Below are 19,798 nucleotides of genomic sequence, written 5' to 3' on the forward strand. Positions count from 1 at the left end.
CCAGTGGCGGAGAGCAGATCGCGGGATACTGAGGTCACGAGGACGACAGGGCCGGGGCACGCTCGGCCGAATGCCGAATGCCGAGGCGCGGGGGGCCGGGGATCGTGGAGGACAGGGTGCGGGTGGTCATCGCCGAGGATTCGGTGCTGCTCAGGGAGGGGCTGACCCGGCTGTTGACCGACCGTGGGCACGAGGTCGTGGCCGGCGTCGGGGACGGCGACGCGTTGATCAAGACCATCACTGAGCTGGACGCACAGGGCGAGCTGCCGGATGTGGTGGTGGCGGACGTCAGAATGCCGCCGACGCACACCGACGAAGGCGTGCGGGCGGCCGTGCAGCTGCGCAAGACGCACCCCGGACTCGGGGTACTCGTACTGTCGCAGTATGTGGAGGAGCGGTACGCCACGGAACTGCTGGCCGGTTCCAGCCGTGGAGTCGGCTATCTGCTCAAGGACCGCGTGGCGGAGGTTCGGGAGTTCGTGGACGCCGTCGTGCGGGTGGCCCAAGGGGGTACGGCCCTCGACCCGGAGGTCGTCGCCCAGCTGCTGGGCCGCAGCCGTAAGCAGGACGTACTGGCGGGGCTGACCCCGCGGGAGCGGGAGGTCCTGGGGCTGATGGCGGAAGGGCGGACCAATTCCGCGATCGCCCGGCAGCTGGTGGTGAGCGACGGTGCCGTCGAGAAGCACGTCAGCAACATCTTCCTCAAGCTCGGACTGTCCCAGAGTGACGGGGATCACCGACGCGTTCTCGCGGTCCTCACCTATCTGAACTCCTGACGGACTGACACCGTGTCGGTCACATGGGCAACCGTTTGGTGCGGGGCCCAGCGAACCGGCCGGCCGGCAAGCACGAACGCGGCAACCGAACCAAGAACATGGAGCGTCTTCAAAAGAAGCGTCGGGGGGCGCGTGAATCATGACAAATCAGGGTGGCGAACCAGCTCAAACCCACGTCCGTCATGCGAATGGCCCAGGGAGGGCGACCTTTGCGGACGTAGGGTTGATCCTGGGAAGGCTTGCGGGAAGGTCAGCGCAGACAGCCGCCTCGAAGGAGGTCCAGTTCAGTGACCAGCCAGGTCAGTAGCCCAGCGGAGCAGGCCGACGAAGCCGTCGTGGGAGAACAGCGCAAACCGGCAGGGACGAAGGATGTCCGCCGGCTGGACCGGGTGATCATTCGTTTCGCGGGGGATTCCGGTGACGGTATGCAGCTCACCGGTGACCGTTTCACCTCGGAGACGGCGTCCTTCGGCAACGACCTGTCGACGTTGCCGAACTTCCCGGCCGAGATCCGCGCTCCCGCCGGCACCCTGCCGGGCGTGTCCTCCTTTCAGCTGCATTTCGCCGACCACGACATCCTGACGCCGGGCGACGCACCGAACGTTCTGGTGGCGATGAACCCGGCGGCCCTGAAGGCCAACATCGGCGACCTTCCGCGCGGCGCGGAGATCATCGTCAACACGGACGAGTTCACCAAACGGGCGATGCAGAAGGTGGGCTATGACACCAGCCCCCTGGAGGACGGCTCGCTCGACGGCTACAGCCTCCATCCCGTGCCGCTGACGACGCTGACGGTCGAGGCGCTGAAGGAGTTCGACCTCACCCGCAAGGAGGCCGAACGCAGCAAGAACATGTTCGCGCTGGGGTTGCTGAGCTGGATGTACCACCGGCCGACGGAGGGCACCGAGAAGTTCCTGACGGTGAAGTTCGCCAAGAAGCCGGACATCGCGGCGGCGAACATCGCCGCGTTCCGGGCGGGCTGGAACTTCGGGGAGACGACGGAGGACTTCGCCGTCTCCTACGAGATCGCCCCGGCGACGACCGCGTTCCCGGTCGGCACCTACCGCAACATCTCCGGGAACCTTGCCCTGTCCTACGGGCTGATCGCCGCGTCCCGCCAGGCGGACCTGCCGTTGTATCTGGGCTCGTATCCGATCACCCCGGCCTCGGACATCCTGCACGAGCTGAGCCGGCACAAGAACTTCGGTGTGCGGACCTTCCAGGCCGAGGACGAGATCGCGGGCATCGGCGCGGCGCTGGGCGCGGCCTTCGGCGGTTCGCTGGCGGTGACCACGACGTCCGGCCCCGGTGTGGCGCTGAAGTCGGAGACGATCGGGCTGGCGGTGTCGCTGGAGCTGCCGCTGCTGGTGATCGACATCCAGCGCGGCGGGCCATCGACAGGGCTGCCGACCAAGACGGAGCAGGCGGACCTGTTGCAGGCGATGTTCGGCCGCAACGGCGAGGCGCCGGTCCCGATCGTCGCCCCGTGCACCCCGGCCGACTGCTTCGACGCCGCTCTGGAGGCGGCGCGGATCGCGTTGACGTACCGCACGCCGGTGATGCTGCTGTCGGACGGCTATCTCGCCAACGGCTCGGAGCCCTGGCGGATCCCGGAGCTGGAGGAGCTGCCGGATCTGACCGTTCAGTTCGCGCAGGGCCCGAACCACACCCTGGAGGACGGCAGCGAGGTCTTCTGGCCGTACAAGCGCGATGCGCAGACCCTTGCCCGGCCGTGGGCCGTCCCGGGCACACCGGGCCTGGAGCACCGGATCGGCGGCATCGAGAAGGAGGACGGCACGGGGAACATCTCCTACGCCCCGGCCAACCACGACTTCATGGTCCGCACCCGCCAGGCCAAGATCGACGGCATCGAGGTGCCCGACCTGGAGGTCGACGACCCGCACGAGGCGAAGACGCTGGTGCTGGGCTGGGGATCGACGTACGGCCCGATCACGGCCGCGGTCCGCCGGCTGCGCACCGCCGGCGAGTCGATCGCGCAGGCGCATCTGCGCCATCTGAACCCGTTCCCGCGCAACCTGGGCGTGGTACTCGGACGCTACGAGAAGGTGGTGATCCCCGAGATGAACCTCGGTCAGCTCGCCACTCTGGTCCGGGCGAGGTACCTGGTGGATGCCCACTCGTACAACCAGGTCAACGGCATGCCGTTCAAGGCGGAACAGCTCGCCAAGGCTCTCAAGGAGGCCATCGATGCCTGAGACGTCCACGGAAGGCACGGGCACGATCGAGGCACTTTCGCTCATCCCCAAGGCCGAGGCACGCCAGTCCATGAAGGACTTCAAGTCCGATCAGGAAGTGCGCTGGTGCCCCGGCTGCGGTGACTACGCGATCCTCGCCGCGGTTCAGGGCTTCATGCCGGAGCTGGGCCTGGCGAAGGAGAACATCGTCTTCGTCTCGGGCATCGGCTGCTCGTCCCGCTTCCCGTACTACATGAACACGTACGGCATGCACTCCATCCACGGCCGCGCCCCCGCGATCGCGACCGGGCTGGCCACGTCGCGCCGGGACCTGAGCGTATGGGTCGTCACGGGCGACGGTGACGCGCTGTCGATCGGCGGCAACCATCTGATCCACGCCCTGCGCCGCAACGTCAACCTCAAGATCCTGCTGTTCAACAACCGGATCTACGGCCTGACCAAGGGCCAGTACTCCCCGACCTCCGAGGTCGGCAAGGTCACCAAGTCGACGCCGATGGGCTCGCTGGACGCGCCCTTCAACCCGGTGTCCCTGGCCATCGGCGCGGAGGCGTCCTTCGTGGCGCGGACCGTGGACTCCGACCGCAAGCACCTCACCCAGGTGCTGCGCGAGGCGGCCGCCCACCGTGGCACGGCGCTGATCGAGATCTACCAGAACTGCAACATCTTCAACGACGGCGCCTTCGAGGTCCTCAAGGACAAGCAGCAGGCCGAAGAGGCGGTGATCCGCCTCGAGCACGGGCAGCCGATCCGCTTCGGCGCCGACGGCGCGCGCGGCGTCGTTCGGGATCCGCAGACGGGCGACCTGAGAGTCGTCACCGTCACCCCGGACAACGAGTCGCAGATCCTGATCCACGATGCCCACTGCGCATCCCCGACCACGGCCTTCGCCCTGTCCCGCCTCGCCGACCCGGACACCCTGCACCACACCCCGATCGGCGTGCTGCGCTCGGTGGAGCGTCCGGTGTACGACACGCAGATGGCCGACCAGCTGGACACGGCGATCGAGCAGAACGGCAAGGGCGACCTGGCCGCGCTGCTGGCCGGTGGGGACACCTGGACGGTAGTGGGCTGACCGGGATGTTCGAAGAGGGTTGAGGGCCTGGGTGTCGTACGGTATCCGGGCTCTCGGCCGCTCCGGCCGGGGTCCTGCCGCCCTGGGTCCTGCCGTCCTGGGACCTGGGTCCTGCCGTCCTGGGTCCTGCTGACCGGGTCTGCTGACCGCATCCCTTGGTCCTGCTCACCCGTGGGTGTGTCCTTCAGGAGCCGCTCTTGCGCGCGTCGTACTCGTCCCGCGCCTTCTGCACCTCTCCCATCCGCTCCTTGGTCCACAGGGCCAGCCCCAGCACCTGTTCCGCCGCCTCGCGTCCCAGGTCGGTCAGGGAGTAGTCGACCCGCGGAGGGATCACCGGCTGGGCGTCGCGGTGGATCAGGCCGTCCCGTTCCAGGGTCTGGAGGGTCTGGGTCAGCATCTTCTCGCTGACGCGGCCGATCGCCCGGCGCAGTTCGCTGAAGCGGTAGGGGCGCTCCAGGAGTTCGATCAGGACGAGCACGCCCCAGCGGCTGGTGACGTGCTCCAGGACAAGGCGATGGGGGCACATCTGCTCGCCGGTGTCGTACTTGCTCGTCGTCCCGCTCACCACGCTACTTACTGCCATGCCAGTACCTTACTTCAAAGTGGGTACTTTCGCTCAGTTAGCGCCACTCCTAGGGTTAGTGCGAACGCACCCCACAAGGAGTACTGATCATGAGCATCGTCGTCACCGGAGCCACCGGACATCTCGGCCGCCACGTCGTGGAGCAGTTGCTGGAGAAGGTTCCGGCCGACCAGATCACTGCCGTGGTCCGCACGCCCGAGAAGGGCGCCGACTTCGCCGAGCGCGGCGTGAAGATCGCCGTCGCCGACTACAACGCGCCCGGGAGCTTCGACGGAGTGTTCGCCGCCGGCGACAAGGTGCTCCTCATATCCGGCAGCGAGGTGGGCAACGACCGCGTCGGTCAGCACAAGGTCGTCATCGACGCCGCAAAGGCGGCCGGTGTCGCCCTGCTCGCCTACACCAGCGCCCCGGGCAGCCTCACGGCCGCCCTCGCCGACGACCACCGCGGCACCGAGAAGGTGCTCCTGGAGTCCGGGCTGCCGTACGCGCTGCTGCGCAACGGCTGGTACCACGAGAACTACACCGAGAACCTCGCACCGGTCCTGCAGTACAACGCGGTCACCCACGCCGCCGGCGAGGGCCGCGTCTCCTCCGCCGCCCGCGCCGACTACGCGGCCGCCGCCGTCGCCGTACTGACCGGCGAGGGGCACGAGAACCAGACGTACGAGCTGGGCGGCGACGTCGCCTGGAGCCTCGCCGAGTACGCCGCCGAGCTGAGCCGGCAGACCGGCAAGGAGATCGCCGACAACGCCGTCTCCACCGACGCCCTCGTCGGCATCCTGACCGGCGCCGGGGTGCCCGAGCAGTTCGCTGTGATCCTCGCGGGCGTGGACGCCTCCATCGAGAAGGGCGAGCTGGTCGTCGACAGCGGGGACCTGTCCCGGCTGGCCGGCCGTCCGACCACGCCGCTCGCCGAAGCGATCGCGGCCGGGCTCAAGGCCTGAGTGCCCGAGGGCCGAGCGCCTGAGGACCGGGTTCCCGCGGACCGAGTCCCCAAGGGCTGACTCCCCCGGTGCACCTTGGGCGCGACTGCCCCAGTGCATCTTGGGAGCTCCGCCCCCGCCTGTCATGACCGTATGGCGATACGGGCATGACAGCCGGGGGCATTCGGCGTTACCTTCGTGCAGACCGTCGTATGGGCGCGGTCCGGTGTGTGCGCGAAGGAGGGGGCCGTGAGCGGAAAGTCGCAGGGAGAGCGGCGTATAGGACTGCTGAACGGCTTCGCCGCGTACGGGATGTGGGGGCTCGTGCCCCTCTTCTGGCCTCTGCTGAAGCCCGCCGGCGCGGGCGAGATCCTCGCGCACCGGATGGCCTGGTCCCTTGTCTTCGTGGCGGTCGCGCTGGTCTTCGTACGGCGCTGGGCCTGGGCGGGTGAGCTGATACGGCAGCCGCGGCGGCTGGCGCTCGTCACCGTTGCCGCGGCCGTGATCACCGTCAACTGGGGCGTCTACATCTGGTCCGTGAACTCGGGACACGTGGTCGAGGCGTCCCTCGGGTACTTCATCAATCCGCTCGTCACCATCGCGATGGGCGTGCTGCTGCTGAAGGAGCGGCTGCGGCCGGTGCAGTGGGCGGCGGTCGGGGTCGGCCTCGCCGCCGTGGTCGTGCTGACCGTCGGGTACGGGCGGCCGCCGTGGATCTCTCTCACCCTCGCCTTCTCCTTCGCCACTTACGGTCTGGTGAAGAAGAAGGTCAACCTCGGCGGCGTCGAATCGCTGGCCGCGGAGACCGCGATCCAGTTCCTGCCTGCCGTGGGGTATCTGGCGTGGCTGGCGGCGCGCGGGGAGTCGACGTTCACCTCGCAGGGGCCCGGCCATGTGGCCCTGCTCGCGGCCACCGGGGTCGTCACCGCCCTGCCGCTCGTCTGCTTCGGCGCGGCTGCGATACGCGTGCCGCTGTCGACGCTGGGGCTGCTGCAGTACCTGGCGCCGGTCTTCCAGTTCCTGCTCGGCATCCTCTACTTCCATGAGGCGATGCCTGCCGAGCGGTGGGCCGGGTTCGCGCTGGTGTGGCTGGCGTTGACCTTGCTGACGGCCGATGCGTGGCGCTCCGCACACAGGGGCAGGGTGGCCCGGCTCAGCGTGCCGCTGGTGGAGAAGCCGGCGTCCGCCGCGGTGGACGCCTGAAACGCCGGGCGGGCTGAGACTGCACGTACCGGCGGACACCGGACCGGCTCAGACCGCACGTACCGGCGGACACCGGACCAGCTCAGACCGCACGTACCGGCGGACACCGAACCGGCTCGGACAGCCCCGCACCCGCGGACACCGAACCGGCCAAGGCCGCCCGCACCCGCGGACACAGAACCGGCTCGGACAGAGCCGCACCCGCGGACACCGAACCGGCCCAGACCGCCCCGCCCCGGCGATTCTCATTGCGGCCCCCTCCCGCACCCCATATGAGTGGTCGCATGACACAGGCACCGAAATCCACCTCCGCCCCCATCCCCCTCCACTGGAAGCTCGTCGTCGACAGCGCCAACCCCCAGTCCCAGGCCGACTTCTGGGCCGCCGCCCTGCACTACGAGGTCGAGGACAACGGCGCGTTCATCGAGCGGCTGCTGGAGCTCGGCGTGCTGCCGCGGGAGGCCGTCGTCGAGTTCCACGCGCGGCTCGCCTTCCGGGACCTGGTGGCCGTACGGCATCCGGACGACCCGTTCGACAAGGACAGCGGCACGGGGCTGGGGCGGCGGGTGCTGTTCCAGCGCGTGCCGGAGGCGAAGTCCGTCAAGAACCGGCTCCATCTCGATCTGCACGCGGCGGCCGGGGAGCGCGAGAGCGAGGTCCAGCGGCTGGAGGGGCTCGGGGCGAGCGTGCTGCGGCACGTGAAGGAGCCGGGCGGGGAGTGGGCGGTGATGGCGGATCCGGAGGGGAACGAGTTCTGCGTGCAGTGAGGCACACCGGCCCCCAAACCCCCTCCCGTTCCCGAACTTCCTGCGCCGACAGCCCTCTTGACGGAGAGTCAGGCTTAGCTCCACGATCCAGGAACCTCATTCATTGTGGCTCCCCTGTGGCCACCCCACAGGGAGCCCCCTGGAATTCGGAGCCCCCCACATGAAGCTCTCCGTCTCCGGGCGCGCGATGACGGCCGGTACCGTCGCGGCCGTCCTGCTGCTGACCGGCGGATCCATAGCCGGCGCGGCACCCGCGCCCGCCGTCGCCGTCGCCGCCGCGCCCGACATACCCGTGGCGAGCGTGAAGGCCCACCTCACCCAGCTCCAGTCCATAGCCACCGCCAACGGCGGCAACCGCGCCCACGGCCGCCCCGGCTACAAGGCCTCCCTCGACTATGTGAAGGCCAAGCTGGACGCCGCTGGGTTCACCACCGCCATCCAGCAGTTCACGGCCTCCGGCCGTACCGGCTACAACCTGATCGCCGACTGGCCCGGCGGCGACACCAACCAGGTCGTCATGGCCGGCTCGCATCTCGACAGCGTCTCCTCCGGCCCCGGCATCAACGACAACGGCTCCGGCTCCGCGGCCGTCCTGGAGACCGCGCTCGCCGTGTCGCGGGCCGGCTACCAGCCCACCAAGCATCTGCGCTTCGCCTGGTGGGGCGCTGAGGAGCTGGGGCTCGTCGGCTCCCGCTACTACGTCAACAACCTCTCCTCCGCCAACCGCGCGAAGATCAGCGGCTATCTGAACTTCGACATGATCGGCTCGCCCAACCCCGGCTACTTCGTCTACGACGACGACCCCGCGATCGAGAAGACCTTCAAGGACTACTACGCCGGCCTCGGCGTCGCGACCGAGATCGAGACCGAGGGCGACGGCCGCTCCGACCACGCGCCGTTCAAGAGCGCGGGCGTGCCGGTGGGCGGGCTGTTCACGGGGGCCAGCCGTACGAAGACCGCGGCGCAGGCGGCCAAGTGGGGCGGTACGTCGGGGCAGTCCTTCGACCGCTGCTACCACTCGTCCTGCGACAACACGTCCAACATCAACGACACCGCTCTGAACCGCAACAGTGACGCCGTCGCGTACGCGGTGTGGGAGCTGTCGGAGTAAGGCACCTCGGTCTTCAACCGGTGGGCGGTTCGGCCGACTTGGCGGCTCGGGCGGCGAGGCGGTCCATGCGGGCGTGGGCCGACTCCAGTTCCTCGGCCTCCTCGGCGGCCGGGCCGCCCTCCGCCACGAGCTCGTCCCACAGTGCGAGCAGGTCCCGGCCCAGGGCCAGGCCCAGGGCCGGGTCTCTTACCGCCCGCCAGGCCGTGGCCGCGCCGTGGAGGCTGCCGTACGCCGCCTCCGCGTCGTGGGTGCGGTGATGCGTTCGGGCCACGTCGAGGGCGAGCGCGAAAGCGCGCTCCGGGTCCCCCGCCAGGTAGGCGATGTACGCGGCCAGTTCACGCATCCCGAGCACGTCGGGGTGCTCCAGCCCCAGCACGGCCGACGCCTGGACCACGGTCCGCTCCGCGAGCGCCGTCGCCTCCGTCGTCCGCCCTTCCTTCACGGCCTCGTTGACCTGCGCCAGCTGCTGCGCGAAGGGCGAGGCGTCGGCGGTCGTGGCCGGAGGCGCGTCCCCGAGGACCGCTTCGGCCACGGCGTCGAACCCACGGGGCGGGGTGGGCTTGGGGTCGAGCTCGGGGGTGGGGTTGGGGGTGGGGTCGGGGGCGAGGACGGCGTCGGGGACCCGGGCGGCGGCAGGAGTCGGGACGGGTGCAGGAGTAGGGAGGGGGGCAGGGGGCGAGGCGGGGGCAGGGGGCGAGGCGGGTAGGTCCGCCGGCTCCGGCCACACGTCCATGGAGGGCGGTGGGCCGAACTCCCCCAGCGGCGGTGGGACCGTGCCGGGTACGGCGTCCCCCACCGGCTCGGGCAGCGCGCGCAGCCGGAACGTGGGTGAGGCCTCCGGTTCCGTGCCCGGCAGCGGTCGTAGGACGTGCGTGGGCCGGTCCCGATAAGGAGCCTGGTCCGAGGGGAGCTGCGCAGGCGGCGCGGGTGGCAAGGGCTGTGGGGCGGGCGGGGCGGGCTGTGATGCCGGTGGCGCGGGCGGGGGCGGGGCGAGCGGCCCAGGCTGTGATGCCGGTGGCGCGGGTGGGGCGGGCGGGTCCGCGGGAGGCCGTACGGCGTCTGCCGGCACCGGGGGCTCGCTCGGCGCGGCCGGAGGCGTGCGCACGGGCTCGTCGGTGAAGTGGCTGGAGCCGTCCGCCTCCACCCGCAGCGGCACGACGTACCCGATCCGCTCGTCGTGGATCGTGGCGTGCACGGAGTGACCCGCGGCGACGGCGATGCGCTGGAGATGGGTCAGAACGGTGTGCTGGATCTCCTCACCGGGAACCGCCGTGACGGGCACGCCGCCGATCGACGCACCGCCCGCGCCCGGACCGCCGGCGGGGACGCGTACGTCGATCGGCGCGACCACGGGGGCCGCCCCGGCCGCGGCGCGTTTCTGTTCCCGCTTCATCGCGCGGCTCAGTCGAGACATCGCTTCCCTCACTCGCATGTGTCGGGGGTTTCGCCGACAGCACGTTCGGGCTCCATGGTGGTCCCTCCCGCCGTCGGGTACCGCTTCCCCGGCATCAACATCCGGTCGTACAGGTCGGACACGTCGCGCACGTACTTCGGACACGTCGTACCCGTACTGTCGAGTCTCTCCGGTAGCGCCCGGCGCGGGCGTCACCGGGGCGTCACAGACTCGTTCCAGGAGCTTGTGCCACGTCACAGCGTTCTCATGCCTGGCGTCAAGATCAATCGCATGGGAGGGAGGAGTACGGGCATGCGGACTGACATGCACGTGCAGCAGGGGCGGCCCGAGCCGGGGCCGGAGATCTGGCTCCGCGGACCGGTGGCCCTGCCCGCGGAACCCCCGCCCTCCCCTGCCGCCGTCTCGCCCCGGCGCTTCTCCTGGCTCGGCGTGCACGGCGGAGCGGGTGCCTCCACGCTCGCCGCGGTCTACGGCGGACATGACTGCGGACGCGACTGGCCCGGACCGGCCGACCCCCCGTCGGTGCTGCTCGTGGCCCGCACGCATGCGGCCGGGCTGGCCGCGGTCCTGGGCGCCCTCGAGGTCTTCCGCCGCGGGGAGGCGCCGCACGGGCTCGATCTCGATGCGGTCGTCCTGGTCGCGGACGCGCCGGGCCGGCTGCCGCGACCGCTCGTCGAACGCGTCAAGGTGATCGAGTCGGTCATCGACGTGTACCGGGTGCCGTGGGTGGCTGCCTGGCGGCTCGGGGAACTGAACGGACAGGCGCCGCGGGAGGCGGCGGCGTTGGCTCGGTTGACGGGGCGCTCTCACTGAGGCGGACCGTTCGGCCCTGCGGTTCAGGTCGGCTGGGCGGCGGGCGGGCCGGGGGTACGGTCCGGTCGGGCGTACGGGGGTCGGGGGTATGGGTCGGCCGGGCGTAAGGGCCGGGGACACAGGCCGGCCGGGCGTAAAGGGCCGGCGTACGGACCGACCCAGCGCAAAGGACCGGCGCACGGGCCGACCCAGCGCAAAGGACCGGCGCACGGGCCGACCCAGTGCAAAGGACCGGCGCACGGGCCGACCGAGCGTAAGGGGTCGGTGGCTCAGGCCGAAGGAGTCGGTGGCTCAGCTCGACTGAGCCCAGGGACCTTGCGAGGACCTCGCGGAGAATCACCCCATGACACCCGCATCCGGCCCAGACCCTGATCACTCACCCACCCTCTGCCCCCGCTCCGGCCCCACCCCTGCCGCCCTGTCCGCCGTAGAGATCGCCTCGGCCGTACGCTCGCGCACCCTGCGCGCCGTCGACGTGGTCGCGGAGGCGCTGGAAAGGATCGAGCGGGCCGACCCCGTCCTGTCCGCCTTCATCGAGGTGTGGGGCGAAGAGGCGCTCCGACGGGCCGGTGAGGTGGACGCGCGGGTCGGGGCGGGCGAGCGGCTGCCGTTGGCCGGGGTGCCGATCGGGGTGAAGGGGCGGCGGGGGCTGCGGACGGCGGGGCCCCTGCTCGCGGCGGGGTGTGTGCCGGTGGGGGCGACATCCGTACCGGGGCCCGGAACCCCCTGGCAGACCTGGGGACTCGGCCGGCACGGCCGTACCGCCAACCCCTGGCGCCACGACCGTACGCCGGGCGGCTCCTCGGCCGGGTCCGCGGCGGCGGTGGCGGCGGGGCTGGTGCCGCTCGCGACCGGGAGCGACGGCGCCGGATCGGTGCGGATTCCGGCGGCGTGGTGCGGGGTCGTAGGTCTCAAGGCCGGCAACGGTCGCCTGCCGTCGACCGATCGCACGGGGCTCATGGCGCCGGGAGTGCTCGCGCTGTGTGTGGCGGATGTGGCGGCGTACTGGGGCGTGATGTCGGGCGAAGAGGCGGACGCGGATGGGGCAACCGGTTCCGGTCGGTACGGCAGCCTCGCCGGACCGGCCGACGCCGGGCCGTACGTCAGCCTCGCCGGACCGGCCGATCCCACCCCGCACGACAGCCACGCCGGACCACCCGATCCCACCCCGCACGACAGCCACGCCGGACCACCCGATCCCACCCCGCACGACAGGCCGGCCGACCGGCCAGACGCCCCGACTGCCGTATGGTCGCCCGACCTCGGCTTCGACTCCCCCGACCCGGACGTCGTCGCCGTTGCCCACGCCGCGGCCGTACGGCTGTCCGAGGCCGGGGCGATACGGCTCCTACGCCCGCGCACTCCGCTCCGTCTCGACGACCCGGCCCCGGCATGGCTCGCCCTACGGTCCCCGGGCACCGGCCCTGCCTCCGCCCCCGACCCCGCCCTCGCCAACCCCGGCCCGCACGGGATCCGGGCCGCCAACGACGACCGACTGGCCGACCTCTTCACCGAGGCCCGGCTGCTGCTGACCCCTACCGCCCCCACTCCTCCGCACGGCCACGACGGCCCCGGGGACCGGTACTCCACCGCGCTCACCTGGGCCTTCAACCTGAGCGGGCATCCGGCGATCAGCATCCCGGCCGGGCCCGGGCCGGACGGGTGCCCGGTCGGGCTCCAGTTGGTGGCGGCGCATGGCGAGGAGTCGCTGCTGCTCGCGGTGGCAGGGGTGGCCGAGAGACATATCGGACCTTGGCCGACCGCCCACGCCATCTGAATGCGTATGCATATAATGCACGTGCGATTAGTCGTCGTACGCCGACCATGGCCTGATGGCAGGCCGACCGTTTGGGGGACCCATGACCCGCCGTTTCCTGTTCGTCCTCGGCAGCAGCCGCTCGGACGGCAACACCGAGTTGCTGGCCCGCCGGGCAGCCGAGCAGTTGCCCGAGGGTGTCGAACAGCAGTGGATCGACCTGGCCGCACACCCGCTGCCCGACTTCGAGGATCTGCGGCACGACAGTGACCATGTCCGCCCCACGCAGGGGAACGTGGCGCTGCTGCTCGACGCCACCCTCGCGGCCACCGACATCGTGATCGCCTCGCCCCTGTACTGGTACTCGGTGTCCGCCCACGTCAAGCGCTACCTCGACTACTGGTCGGGCTGGCTGCGCACCCCCGGGATCGACTTCAAGGCGACCATGGCCGGGCGCACCCTGTGGGGCGTCACCGCGCTCGCGCACGAGGAGCAGGAGGTTGCCGACCCGCTGGCCGGGACGCTCAGCAACTCCGCCGCGTACATGGGGATGCGCTTCGGCGGGGTGCTGCTCGGCAACGGCAGCAAGCCCGGTGACGTGCTGAACGACGCCGAGGCCCTGGCGCGCGCGAAGACCTTCTTCGCGCAGGAGGCGCCGCTCGCACGCTTCCCGTACGAAACGGAGTGACTGCCACCCACCCACACCGCAGAAACGGCGTGACTCCTACGCGGTGACGTCCTTCGCCGTGAACCTCGCCCACGCCGCCGAGCCGAACACCGCCGCGTACAGCGCCTGGATCCCCAGGTTCTTGACCAGGTCGTCCCAGTAGACGGGTTCGCGCATGAGGTCGGCGAAGGACAACCAGTAGTGGGAGAAGAAGTACGGCTGGATCGCGTGGAGCTGGGGGATCTGGTCGAGGATCTGGACGGTGATCAGCAGGCCCACCGTCGTCGCCATCGCCGCGATGCCGCTGTTGGTCAGCGTCGAGACGAACAGCCCGAGCGCCGCCACGCCTATCAGGGACGCGGCGACGACCAGGGCGATCAGCAGGGCGCGGCCCAGCCCCTCCGCGAAACTGATCTGTGTGCCCGAGATCGTCGTCAGGTCGCCCAGCGGGAAGAGCAACGCACCGACCGTGAGCGCCGAGACGGCGACCACGAGGGTGGCCACCAGGCAGAAGGCCATCGTGGTGGCGTACTTGGTCAGGAGCAGGCGGGTGCGGCCGGCGGGGGCGACAAGGAGATAGCGGAGGGTGCCCGCGCCGGCCTCGCCGGCTATCGCGTCGCCCGCGATGACGCCGATCGCCATGGGCAGGAAGAACGGGAGAGTCGCGGCCAGCGCGGTGAAGACCAGGAACAGGCCGTTGTTGGTGATCTGCGAGATGAAGGCAGGCCCGCCGCCCTGCGGGCCACCGCCTCCCGTCGCCCCGTCGCCGCTCGTCTCGATCTTCACGGCGATCCCGACCAGGATCGGCACGGCCGCCAGGACGGCGAGCAGCGCGAGAGTGCGCCAGCGCCGGAACGTGGTGAGCAGTTCGCTGCGGAGGAGACCGAAGGTCCACAGCGGACCGGCCTTTCGGGCGCCTGCGATCTCGTCCCCCGGCCACATGTTCCCGCTGCCGTGCCGCGTCGCTTCAGCCTGCGACATCGAACCCCTCCCCCGTGAGCGCCACGAACGCGTCCTCCAGGGAGGCCCGTTCGACGCCGAAGCCCCGGACGCGCACTCCGGCGGTGACCAACGCCGAGTTGACGTGGGCGAGATCACGGTCCGGAGGCTCGGCGGTCACCCGGTCGTCGGTGATGACGACGTCACCGGCGCCCTGCTCCTTCAGCACCCGGGCCGCGTCCCCGGTGTCGGGAGTGGTCACGACGAGCCGACCGCGCATTCCCGCCGCCAGCTCCGCGACCGCACCCTGGGTGACCAGCCTGCCCTGGGCCATCACGGCCGCATGCGTGCAGACCTGCTCGATCTCGTCGAGAAGGTGGGAGGAGAGGAAGACGGTCGTGCCGTCAGAGGCCAACTCCCGGATAAGGGACCGGATTTCACGCATGCCCTGCGGATCGAGGCCGTTGGTCGGCTCGTCGAGGACGAGGAGTCTGCGCGGCTGGAGCAGCGCGGCCGCGAGTCCCAGCCGCTGCTTCATGCCGAGCGAGTACGCCCTGGCCTTCTTGCCGGACGCGGCCGCGAGGCCCACCCGGTCCAGCGCGGCTGCGACACGAGTACGCCGGGTGCGCGGATCGGCGGTCGGGTCGGCGGCGTCGTACCGGACGAGGTTGTCGCGGCCGGAAAGGAAGCCGTACAGGGCGGGTCCCTCGATGAGGGCGCCGACGTGTGGCAGTACTGCGCGCGCGGACCGGGGCATGGGCTGCCCGAGCACGCGCGCGGTACCGGAGGTGGGCTGGATGAGGCCCATCAGCATGCGGATGGTAGTGGTCTTGCCCGAGCCGTTCGGGCCGAGGAAGCCGAAGACGCTGCCCGCCGGGACGGTCAGATCGAGACCGTCCACGGCGAGCTGCCCGCCGCGGAAGCGTTTGGTGAGCTCGCGGGTGGCGATCACCGCGTCGACGTGGTCGACTGCGGCCGAAGGGTCGGTCCTACCGCCCTGGCCGACCGGGCCGACGTAATCGGCCTGGCCGACCGGATCCATCTGGGCAGCCCGATCCATTTGGGCACCCCGATTTTTTTGGGCACCTCGGTCCACCTGGGCAGCACGATCCACCTGGACAGCACGATCCGCCTGGCCGGCCTTGTCGACCTCGTGGCCCTCCGCGGCGGGCAGTTCCTCCATGGGCTCCCTCGGCTCCTCCGGCACCTCATTGCGTGGCGCGTGACGCACGGCGGCGCGGGTACGCCGCCCACGCCGCTCCGGCTGGGGCCTACTTCGCCGAGTCGGCCGCCTTCACGAGCGCGTCCTTGTCGACCGCGCCGACGTAGACCTTGCCGTCGTCCGTGATCAGGGCGTTGATCAGGCGGGTCTTGAAGACCGTGCCCGAGCCGAACTTGCCGGTGACCTTGTCGCCCAGGGAGTCGAGGAAGCCGCCCATGTCGCCGCCGACCTCGGCACCGGAGGGGACGCCCTCGCCGCCGTTGTCGAAGACGGCCACGGAGTTCCAGCCCTCGCCGATGACCTCGGGGCCCTCGCCGGACGCCTTGCCGAGCTTGTCCTCGGACTTCAGCCCGCCGAGTTCCTTGTCGAGCTCCTTGCGCAGCTCGTCCTCGGACTTGGGGCCGCCGTGCTCCCCGGCCTTGCCTTCCAGCTCGCCCTCCTCGGTGACCTTCGCACCCTTGGGCGGGGTGAAGTCGAAGGTGGAGGCGGCCGGCTTGGCGAAGCTGACCTGGGTGAAGCCGGCGTCGATCACTGCCGCGCCGCCGCTGGAGGGGGTCAGCGTGAACTTCAGCGGCATGCCGGTCTTGGCGTCCACGGCCACGGTGATCGAGCCGACCGTGGTCCCGGACTGCTTCGGCTTGATGAGCAGCCGGTAGGCGTCCCGGCCCGCGACATGTGCGGTGCCGTCGACGGTGACGGACGTGGTGTCGTCGACCGACTTGAGCGCCTCCTCGGCGAAGTCCTTGGGCGTGGCAGGAACGTCTTCCTTCTCCTGCCCGTCCTTCGCCTCCTCGGCGGTGCCGTGGAAGACCTCGTTCGACTTGCTGTCGTAGCCCCAGATGTCCTTGCCGTTGTGAATGAGGCTGTACTCGGAGGCGTTCTCCAGGAGGGAGAGCTTCTGCCTGTCCTCGCCGTCGAGGGCGACGCGCAGGGTGTGCGTGCCGGACGCCAGCTCGGTGAGCTTGGCGGACGGGTCGGCGGACGATCCGCCGTCCGAGCCCGACGCCATGGCGCCGGAGGCGAAGCTGGACTCCAGCCCGCCGAGGTCCGGCAGCCCCAGGTCGGTGCTGACCTTCACGGTGCCGGACAGCTGCTGTACGTCCGACTGGGCGATCTTCTCGATGAGTTGCTCTGCGGTGATCTTCGGCAGGTCCGGGTCGCCGGAGTCGGCGAGCGCAGGGACGAGCCCGATGGTCGCTGCCGCGACGCCCACGACCGCGACCGGGACGACGTACCGCGCGGCCTTGCGCCGCCCCGCGCGGCGGTCGTCGATCTCCGCTGCGGTCGTACTGTCGTCGGATTCGTACGGTGCCATGTCTGCCTTACCTCCGTCGTCGGCGGCGGCTGTCCTTCTCGTGCGTCGCCCGCGGGTCTTTCGACCCCGCACTGCTCCACCCCTGAGCCGCCATTCTCACCCGAATCGGTGAGGAGTGGTGTTGTCCGTGGTCTCCATCTGACCAAATCGGCCACAGAGATACGTCAACCTTCGGAGCCAACTCCGCGTACACCTCCGGTATGACGCACGAAGGCGGCGCCTCCCCCGACCCGTAGGGGTCGGTGTGGAGAACGCCGCCGCGCGTGCGCGCTGAAGGCGCCGGATCAGCCGTTGATGAACACGTAGTCCGCCTGGTACGGCACCCCGACGATCGCGCCGGGCGCGCAGGACCCGGCCGGTGCGACGCCGCCGACAGTGTTCAGCCGCAGGATCTCGGCGGTGCCGGCGAGCAGGCCGCGGTGCTTGCCGGACTGGGTTGCCTTCAGGTCCAGCTCGGGGATGTTGCGTGCGCCGTTGGGCGTCTTGGAGATGACGGCCCCCGTCACCGCACTGCCGTCCCGCGCGATCCACTGCGGCGTCCCGGAGTTGGGGGCGACGAAGGAGTGTGCGATGCGGCCGCCGAGTACGGCACTGACGTCCCGCTGGGCGAAGGCGTACCCGCCGCCCTCGGCCGGCTTGCACTCGTAGATCTGCTTGCCCTTGATGACGGATGCCTGGAAGTTGTCGAGCGCGTCGCGGAAGTCGAACTTGGCGACGGTGACCTTGTGCAGCTGGCCCCGGACGGCACCGCCCGGGAACTGGGCCGTGTGGAGGTTGGCGTAGAAGGAACTCGGCTCGGTCTTGAGGGCGTTGAGAAGGGCGCGGTCCTTCACGGTGACGGTGCCGGTGAGGCTGTGCCGACTGCTCTTACCGTCGCCCTCGCCCTTGCCGTCGCCCTTGCCGAGCAGGCCCCCGAAGTCGACCTTGATGCCGCCGTTGGTGCCCTTGGCGCCCTGGTGGATGTGGAGGGCGGTCGGCTTGCCGGTGCCGCGCCAGGCGACGGCGACGGACACCTTGTCGCCCTTGACCTTCACGAACTGCACGGCGGCGCCGTCCTTGTCCCCGACGGCGGGCCCACCCGCCACCGGCACCTCGTTCGCCCCCCGAAGACTCGCGGCGAGGACCGTACCCCCGATGCCGGCGGCGGTCCCACTCTGACTCACGATCCCCTGCGCGTCGCCTCCGGCGTGACCCGCGTGGTCGGCGCGGGCACCTCCGGCGGCGAAGGCGGGAATCACCGCGGCGGCGACCCCACCGGCGGCTGCCACCGCGACAGCGGTGACGATCAGGCTCTTACGGCGCTTTGAGAACGTCGCGTTCATGCCCATGATGCTGTTTTCTCCCCGTATTGCAGCTGACGCCCCCTGCGTCAGCTTCTGGGCATTCATACGGAGCCGATCTCACTTTGGACTCAGTCCAGCTTAGTGACGTGCGTCACAGCCACATAAGGCTCATTCGGGTGCGAGACGGGTCGCTTCACCATGCAGGCCTAGGCATTCCAGCTGGCCCGGCGTCTCAGTACAAGCGCTGGCCCAGGCACTCCAGCCCGTCCGGCGTTTGAGGCCAAGCGCCGGCCCAGGCACTCCAGCCCGTCCGGCGTTTGAGGCCAAGCGCCGGCCCAGGCAATCCAGCCCGTCCGGCGTTTGAGGACGAGGCCGTTCAGGCCGAAGCGGGGATCTGGGGGCGGCAGCCCCCAGAGGCGGGGTCGAAGGGGCGGCAGCCCCTGGAGGACGGGAAGGGCAGGGGCGGCGGGGGCGAGGGCGAGGGCGAGGGCGAGGGCGAGGAAACCTACCCGGCCCGATGCACAACGGCGTCGCACAACTCCATCAACGCAGCCTTGGCCCCAATATCCGCCAACGGCGCCAACGCAGCCCGCGCATCCTCCGCGTACCGCACCGTGTCCCGCCGAGCCTGCTCCAACGCCGGATGCTCCCGCAGCGCGGCCAACGCCTCCGCATGCCGAGCATCGTCCGTCAGATCGGAGTCCAGCAGCTCGCACAGGGCGACATCCTCCGCCAGCCCCAACCGCTCGGCCCGCTCCCGCAGCCGCAGCACGGGCAGCGTGGGAATCCCTTCCCGCAGATCCGTCCCCGGCGTCTTCCCGGACTCGTGGGAGTCGCTCGCGATGTCCAGTACGTCGTCCGCGAGCTGGAAGGCGACCCCCAGCCGCTCCCCGTACTGGGTGAGCACGTCGACCACCGTCTCGTCGGCGCCCGACATCATCGCCCCGAACCGGCACGACACCGCGACCAGCGACCCGGTCTTGCCGCTCAGTACATCCAGGTAGTGCTCCACCGGATCGCGCCCGTCCTGCGGCCCCGCCGTCTCCAGGATCTGTCCGGTGACCAGCCGCTCGAACGCCTCGGCCTGTACCCGCACCGCCTCGGGCCCGAGGTCGGCGAGCGTGTGCGAGGCGCGCGCGAAGAGGAAATCGCCGGTCAGTACGGCAACCGAGTTGCCCCAGCGGGTGTTGGCACTCTCGACACCCCGCCGAACCGCGGCCTCGTCCATCACGTCGTCGTGGTAAAGCGTCGCCAGATGGGTCAGCTCCACCACCACCGCCGACGGCACGACCCCCGGCGCATACGGGTCCCCGAACTGGGCAGCGAGCATCACGAGCAACGGCCGGAACCGCTTTCCACCCGCCCGCACCAGGTGCTGTGCGGCCTCGGTGATGAAGGGGACCTCACTCTTGGTGGCTTCGAGCAATCCCTCCTCGACAGCCGCCAATCCGGCCTGGACATCGGCTTCCAGAGCCTGGTCCCGCACGCTCAGCCCGAACGGCCCGACGACGGTCACGAGGGGTCTCCTGTCTGCTGGTGTCTACTGGCGGTTACACGGTTTGTCGATAGGTCGCTGCCATCACTCAAGTCAGCGTATCCGGTCACGTTTCGATCACCGATGCCGCCCACCCGTCCACCACGGGCGGTATCGGATCACGACCGGTATGTTTTTGATCACCTGATAAGGCGGGATATCGATCCACTTATAGGGAAGTAGCGGCCCGCGTCCCGAACCGAC

17 protein-coding genes are annotated in these 19,798 nt (G+C 70.4%); 10 read left to right on the forward strand and 7 right to left on the reverse strand.

Annotated features, from left to right (window positions below; translation table 11 throughout):
• Positions 1-77: 77 nt before the first annotated feature.
• The 3 genes from ACFY5C_RS29210 (at position 78) to ACFY5C_RS29220 (ending at position 4,064) form a co-directional block, all read left to right on the forward strand.
• Positions 78-776 (forward strand): LuxR C-terminal-related transcriptional regulator, encoded by a 699-nt coding sequence (locus tag ACFY5C_RS29210; RefSeq protein WP_389449360.1) that lies wholly within the window; start codon positions 78-80, stop codon positions 774-776.
• 287 nt (positions 777-1,063) lie between these two features.
• On the forward strand, positions 1,064-2,992 hold the full coding sequence (locus ACFY5C_RS29215) for a 2-oxoacid:acceptor oxidoreductase subunit alpha (protein WP_389449363.1): 1,929 nt from the start codon (positions 1,064-1,066) through the stop codon (positions 2,990-2,992).
• Positions 2,985-4,064, forward strand: coding sequence for a 2-oxoacid:ferredoxin oxidoreductase subunit beta (locus ACFY5C_RS29220; RefSeq protein WP_389449365.1), 1,080 nt, complete (start codon positions 2,985-2,987; stop codon positions 4,062-4,064). Before ACFY5C_RS29215 ends, ACFY5C_RS29220 begins: the two co-directional genes overlap by 8 nt.
• A 184-nt stretch (positions 4,065-4,248) precedes the next feature.
• Here ACFY5C_RS29220 and ACFY5C_RS29225 read toward each other — a convergent pair whose 3' ends face one another.
• Positions 4,249-4,647: a winged helix-turn-helix transcriptional regulator gene (locus ACFY5C_RS29225; protein ID WP_389449368.1), complete on the reverse strand. Its 399-nt coding sequence runs from the start codon at positions 4,645-4,647 to the stop codon at positions 4,249-4,251.
• 89 nt (positions 4,648-4,736) lie between these two features.
• On the opposite strand from ACFY5C_RS29225, the gene ACFY5C_RS29230 reads away from it, so the two are divergent.
• The 4 genes from ACFY5C_RS29230 to ACFY5C_RS29245 all read left to right on the forward strand — a co-directional run bounded on the left by ACFY5C_RS29230 (position 4,737) and on the right by ACFY5C_RS29245 (position 8,651).
• Entirely contained in the window at positions 4,737-5,591 is an 855-nt protein-coding gene (locus tag ACFY5C_RS29230) for an SDR family oxidoreductase (protein WP_389449371.1), read from the forward strand.
• Between the two features lie 228 nt (positions 5,592-5,819).
• Positions 5,820-6,773 carry an EamA family transporter RarD gene (rarD, locus tag ACFY5C_RS29235; RefSeq protein WP_389449374.1) on the forward strand — a complete coding sequence of 318 codons (954 nt, stop codon included), beginning with the start codon at positions 5,820-5,822 and terminating at the stop codon, positions 6,771-6,773.
• A 284-nt stretch (positions 6,774-7,057) separates the two neighbouring features.
• Complete coding sequence (locus ACFY5C_RS29240; RefSeq protein WP_389449377.1) at positions 7,058-7,540, forward strand: VOC family protein; 483 nt, start codon at positions 7,058-7,060, stop codon at positions 7,538-7,540.
• 160 nt (positions 7,541-7,700) lie between these two features.
• Positions 7,701-8,651 carry a M28 family metallopeptidase gene (locus ACFY5C_RS29245; RefSeq protein ID WP_389449380.1) on the forward strand — a complete coding sequence of 317 codons (951 nt, stop codon included), beginning with the start codon at positions 7,701-7,703 and terminating at the stop codon, positions 8,649-8,651.
• A 13-nt stretch (positions 8,652-8,664) separates the two neighbouring features.
• On the opposite strand, the gene ACFY5C_RS29250 is transcribed toward ACFY5C_RS29245, so the two are convergent.
• Entirely contained in the window at positions 8,665-10,065 is a 1,401-nt protein-coding gene (locus tag ACFY5C_RS29250) for a tetratricopeptide repeat protein (RefSeq protein WP_389449383.1), read from the reverse strand.
• A gap of 291 nt (positions 10,066-10,356) precedes the next feature.
• Here ACFY5C_RS29250 and ACFY5C_RS29255 point away from each other — a divergent pair, with 291 nt between their 5' ends.
• The 3 genes from ACFY5C_RS29255 (at position 10,357) to ACFY5C_RS29265 (ending at position 13,322) form a co-directional block, all read left to right on the forward strand.
• Positions 10,357-10,878: a DUF6668 family protein gene (locus tag ACFY5C_RS29255; protein ID WP_389449386.1), complete on the forward strand. Its 522-nt coding sequence runs from the start codon at positions 10,357-10,359 to the stop codon at positions 10,876-10,878.
• 343 nt (positions 10,879-11,221) lie between these two features.
• A complete protein-coding gene (locus ACFY5C_RS29260; RefSeq protein ID WP_389449388.1) occupies positions 11,222-12,655 on the forward strand; it encodes an amidase in 1,434 nt (477 codons plus the stop codon).
• 82 nt (positions 12,656-12,737) lie between these two features.
• Entirely contained in the window at positions 12,738-13,322 is a 585-nt protein-coding gene (locus tag ACFY5C_RS29265) for a flavodoxin family protein (protein ID WP_389449390.1), read from the forward strand.
• A gap of 36 nt (positions 13,323-13,358) precedes the next feature.
• Here the strand turns inward: ACFY5C_RS29265 and ACFY5C_RS29270 are convergent, their stop codons facing one another.
• The 5 genes from ACFY5C_RS29270 to ACFY5C_RS29290 all read right to left on the reverse strand — a co-directional run bounded on the left by ACFY5C_RS29270 (position 13,359) and on the right by ACFY5C_RS29290 (position 19,576).
• On the reverse strand, positions 13,359-14,282 hold the full coding sequence (locus ACFY5C_RS29270) for an ABC transporter permease (protein WP_389449393.1): 924 nt from the start codon (positions 14,280-14,282) through the stop codon (positions 13,359-13,361).
• On the reverse strand, positions 14,269-15,282 hold the full coding sequence (locus tag ACFY5C_RS29275; RefSeq protein WP_389449750.1) for an ABC transporter ATP-binding protein: 1,014 nt from the start codon (positions 15,280-15,282) through the stop codon (positions 14,269-14,271). Before ACFY5C_RS29275 ends, ACFY5C_RS29270 begins: the two co-directional genes overlap by 14 nt.
• Before the next feature lie 229 nt (positions 15,283-15,511).
• Positions 15,512-16,777, reverse strand: a complete 1,266-nt coding sequence (locus ACFY5C_RS29280; RefSeq protein WP_389449396.1) for an outer membrane lipoprotein carrier protein LolA — start codon at positions 16,775-16,777, stop codon at positions 15,512-15,514.
• Between the two features lie 284 nt (positions 16,778-17,061).
• Positions 17,062-18,099, reverse strand: coding sequence for a CHRD domain-containing protein (locus ACFY5C_RS29285; protein WP_389449399.1), 1,038 nt, complete (start codon positions 18,097-18,099; stop codon positions 17,062-17,064).
• A gap of 466 nt (positions 18,100-18,565) precedes the next feature.
• Positions 18,566-19,576: a polyprenyl synthetase family protein gene (locus tag ACFY5C_RS29290; RefSeq protein WP_389449402.1), complete on the reverse strand. Its 1,011-nt coding sequence runs from the start codon at positions 19,574-19,576 to the stop codon at positions 18,566-18,568.
• Between the last annotated feature and the right edge of the window lie 222 nt (positions 19,577-19,798).

The organism is Streptomyces sp. NPDC012935 (assembly GCF_042900345.1).
GTDB lineage: Bacteria > Actinomycetota > Actinomycetes > Streptomycetales > Streptomycetaceae > Streptomyces.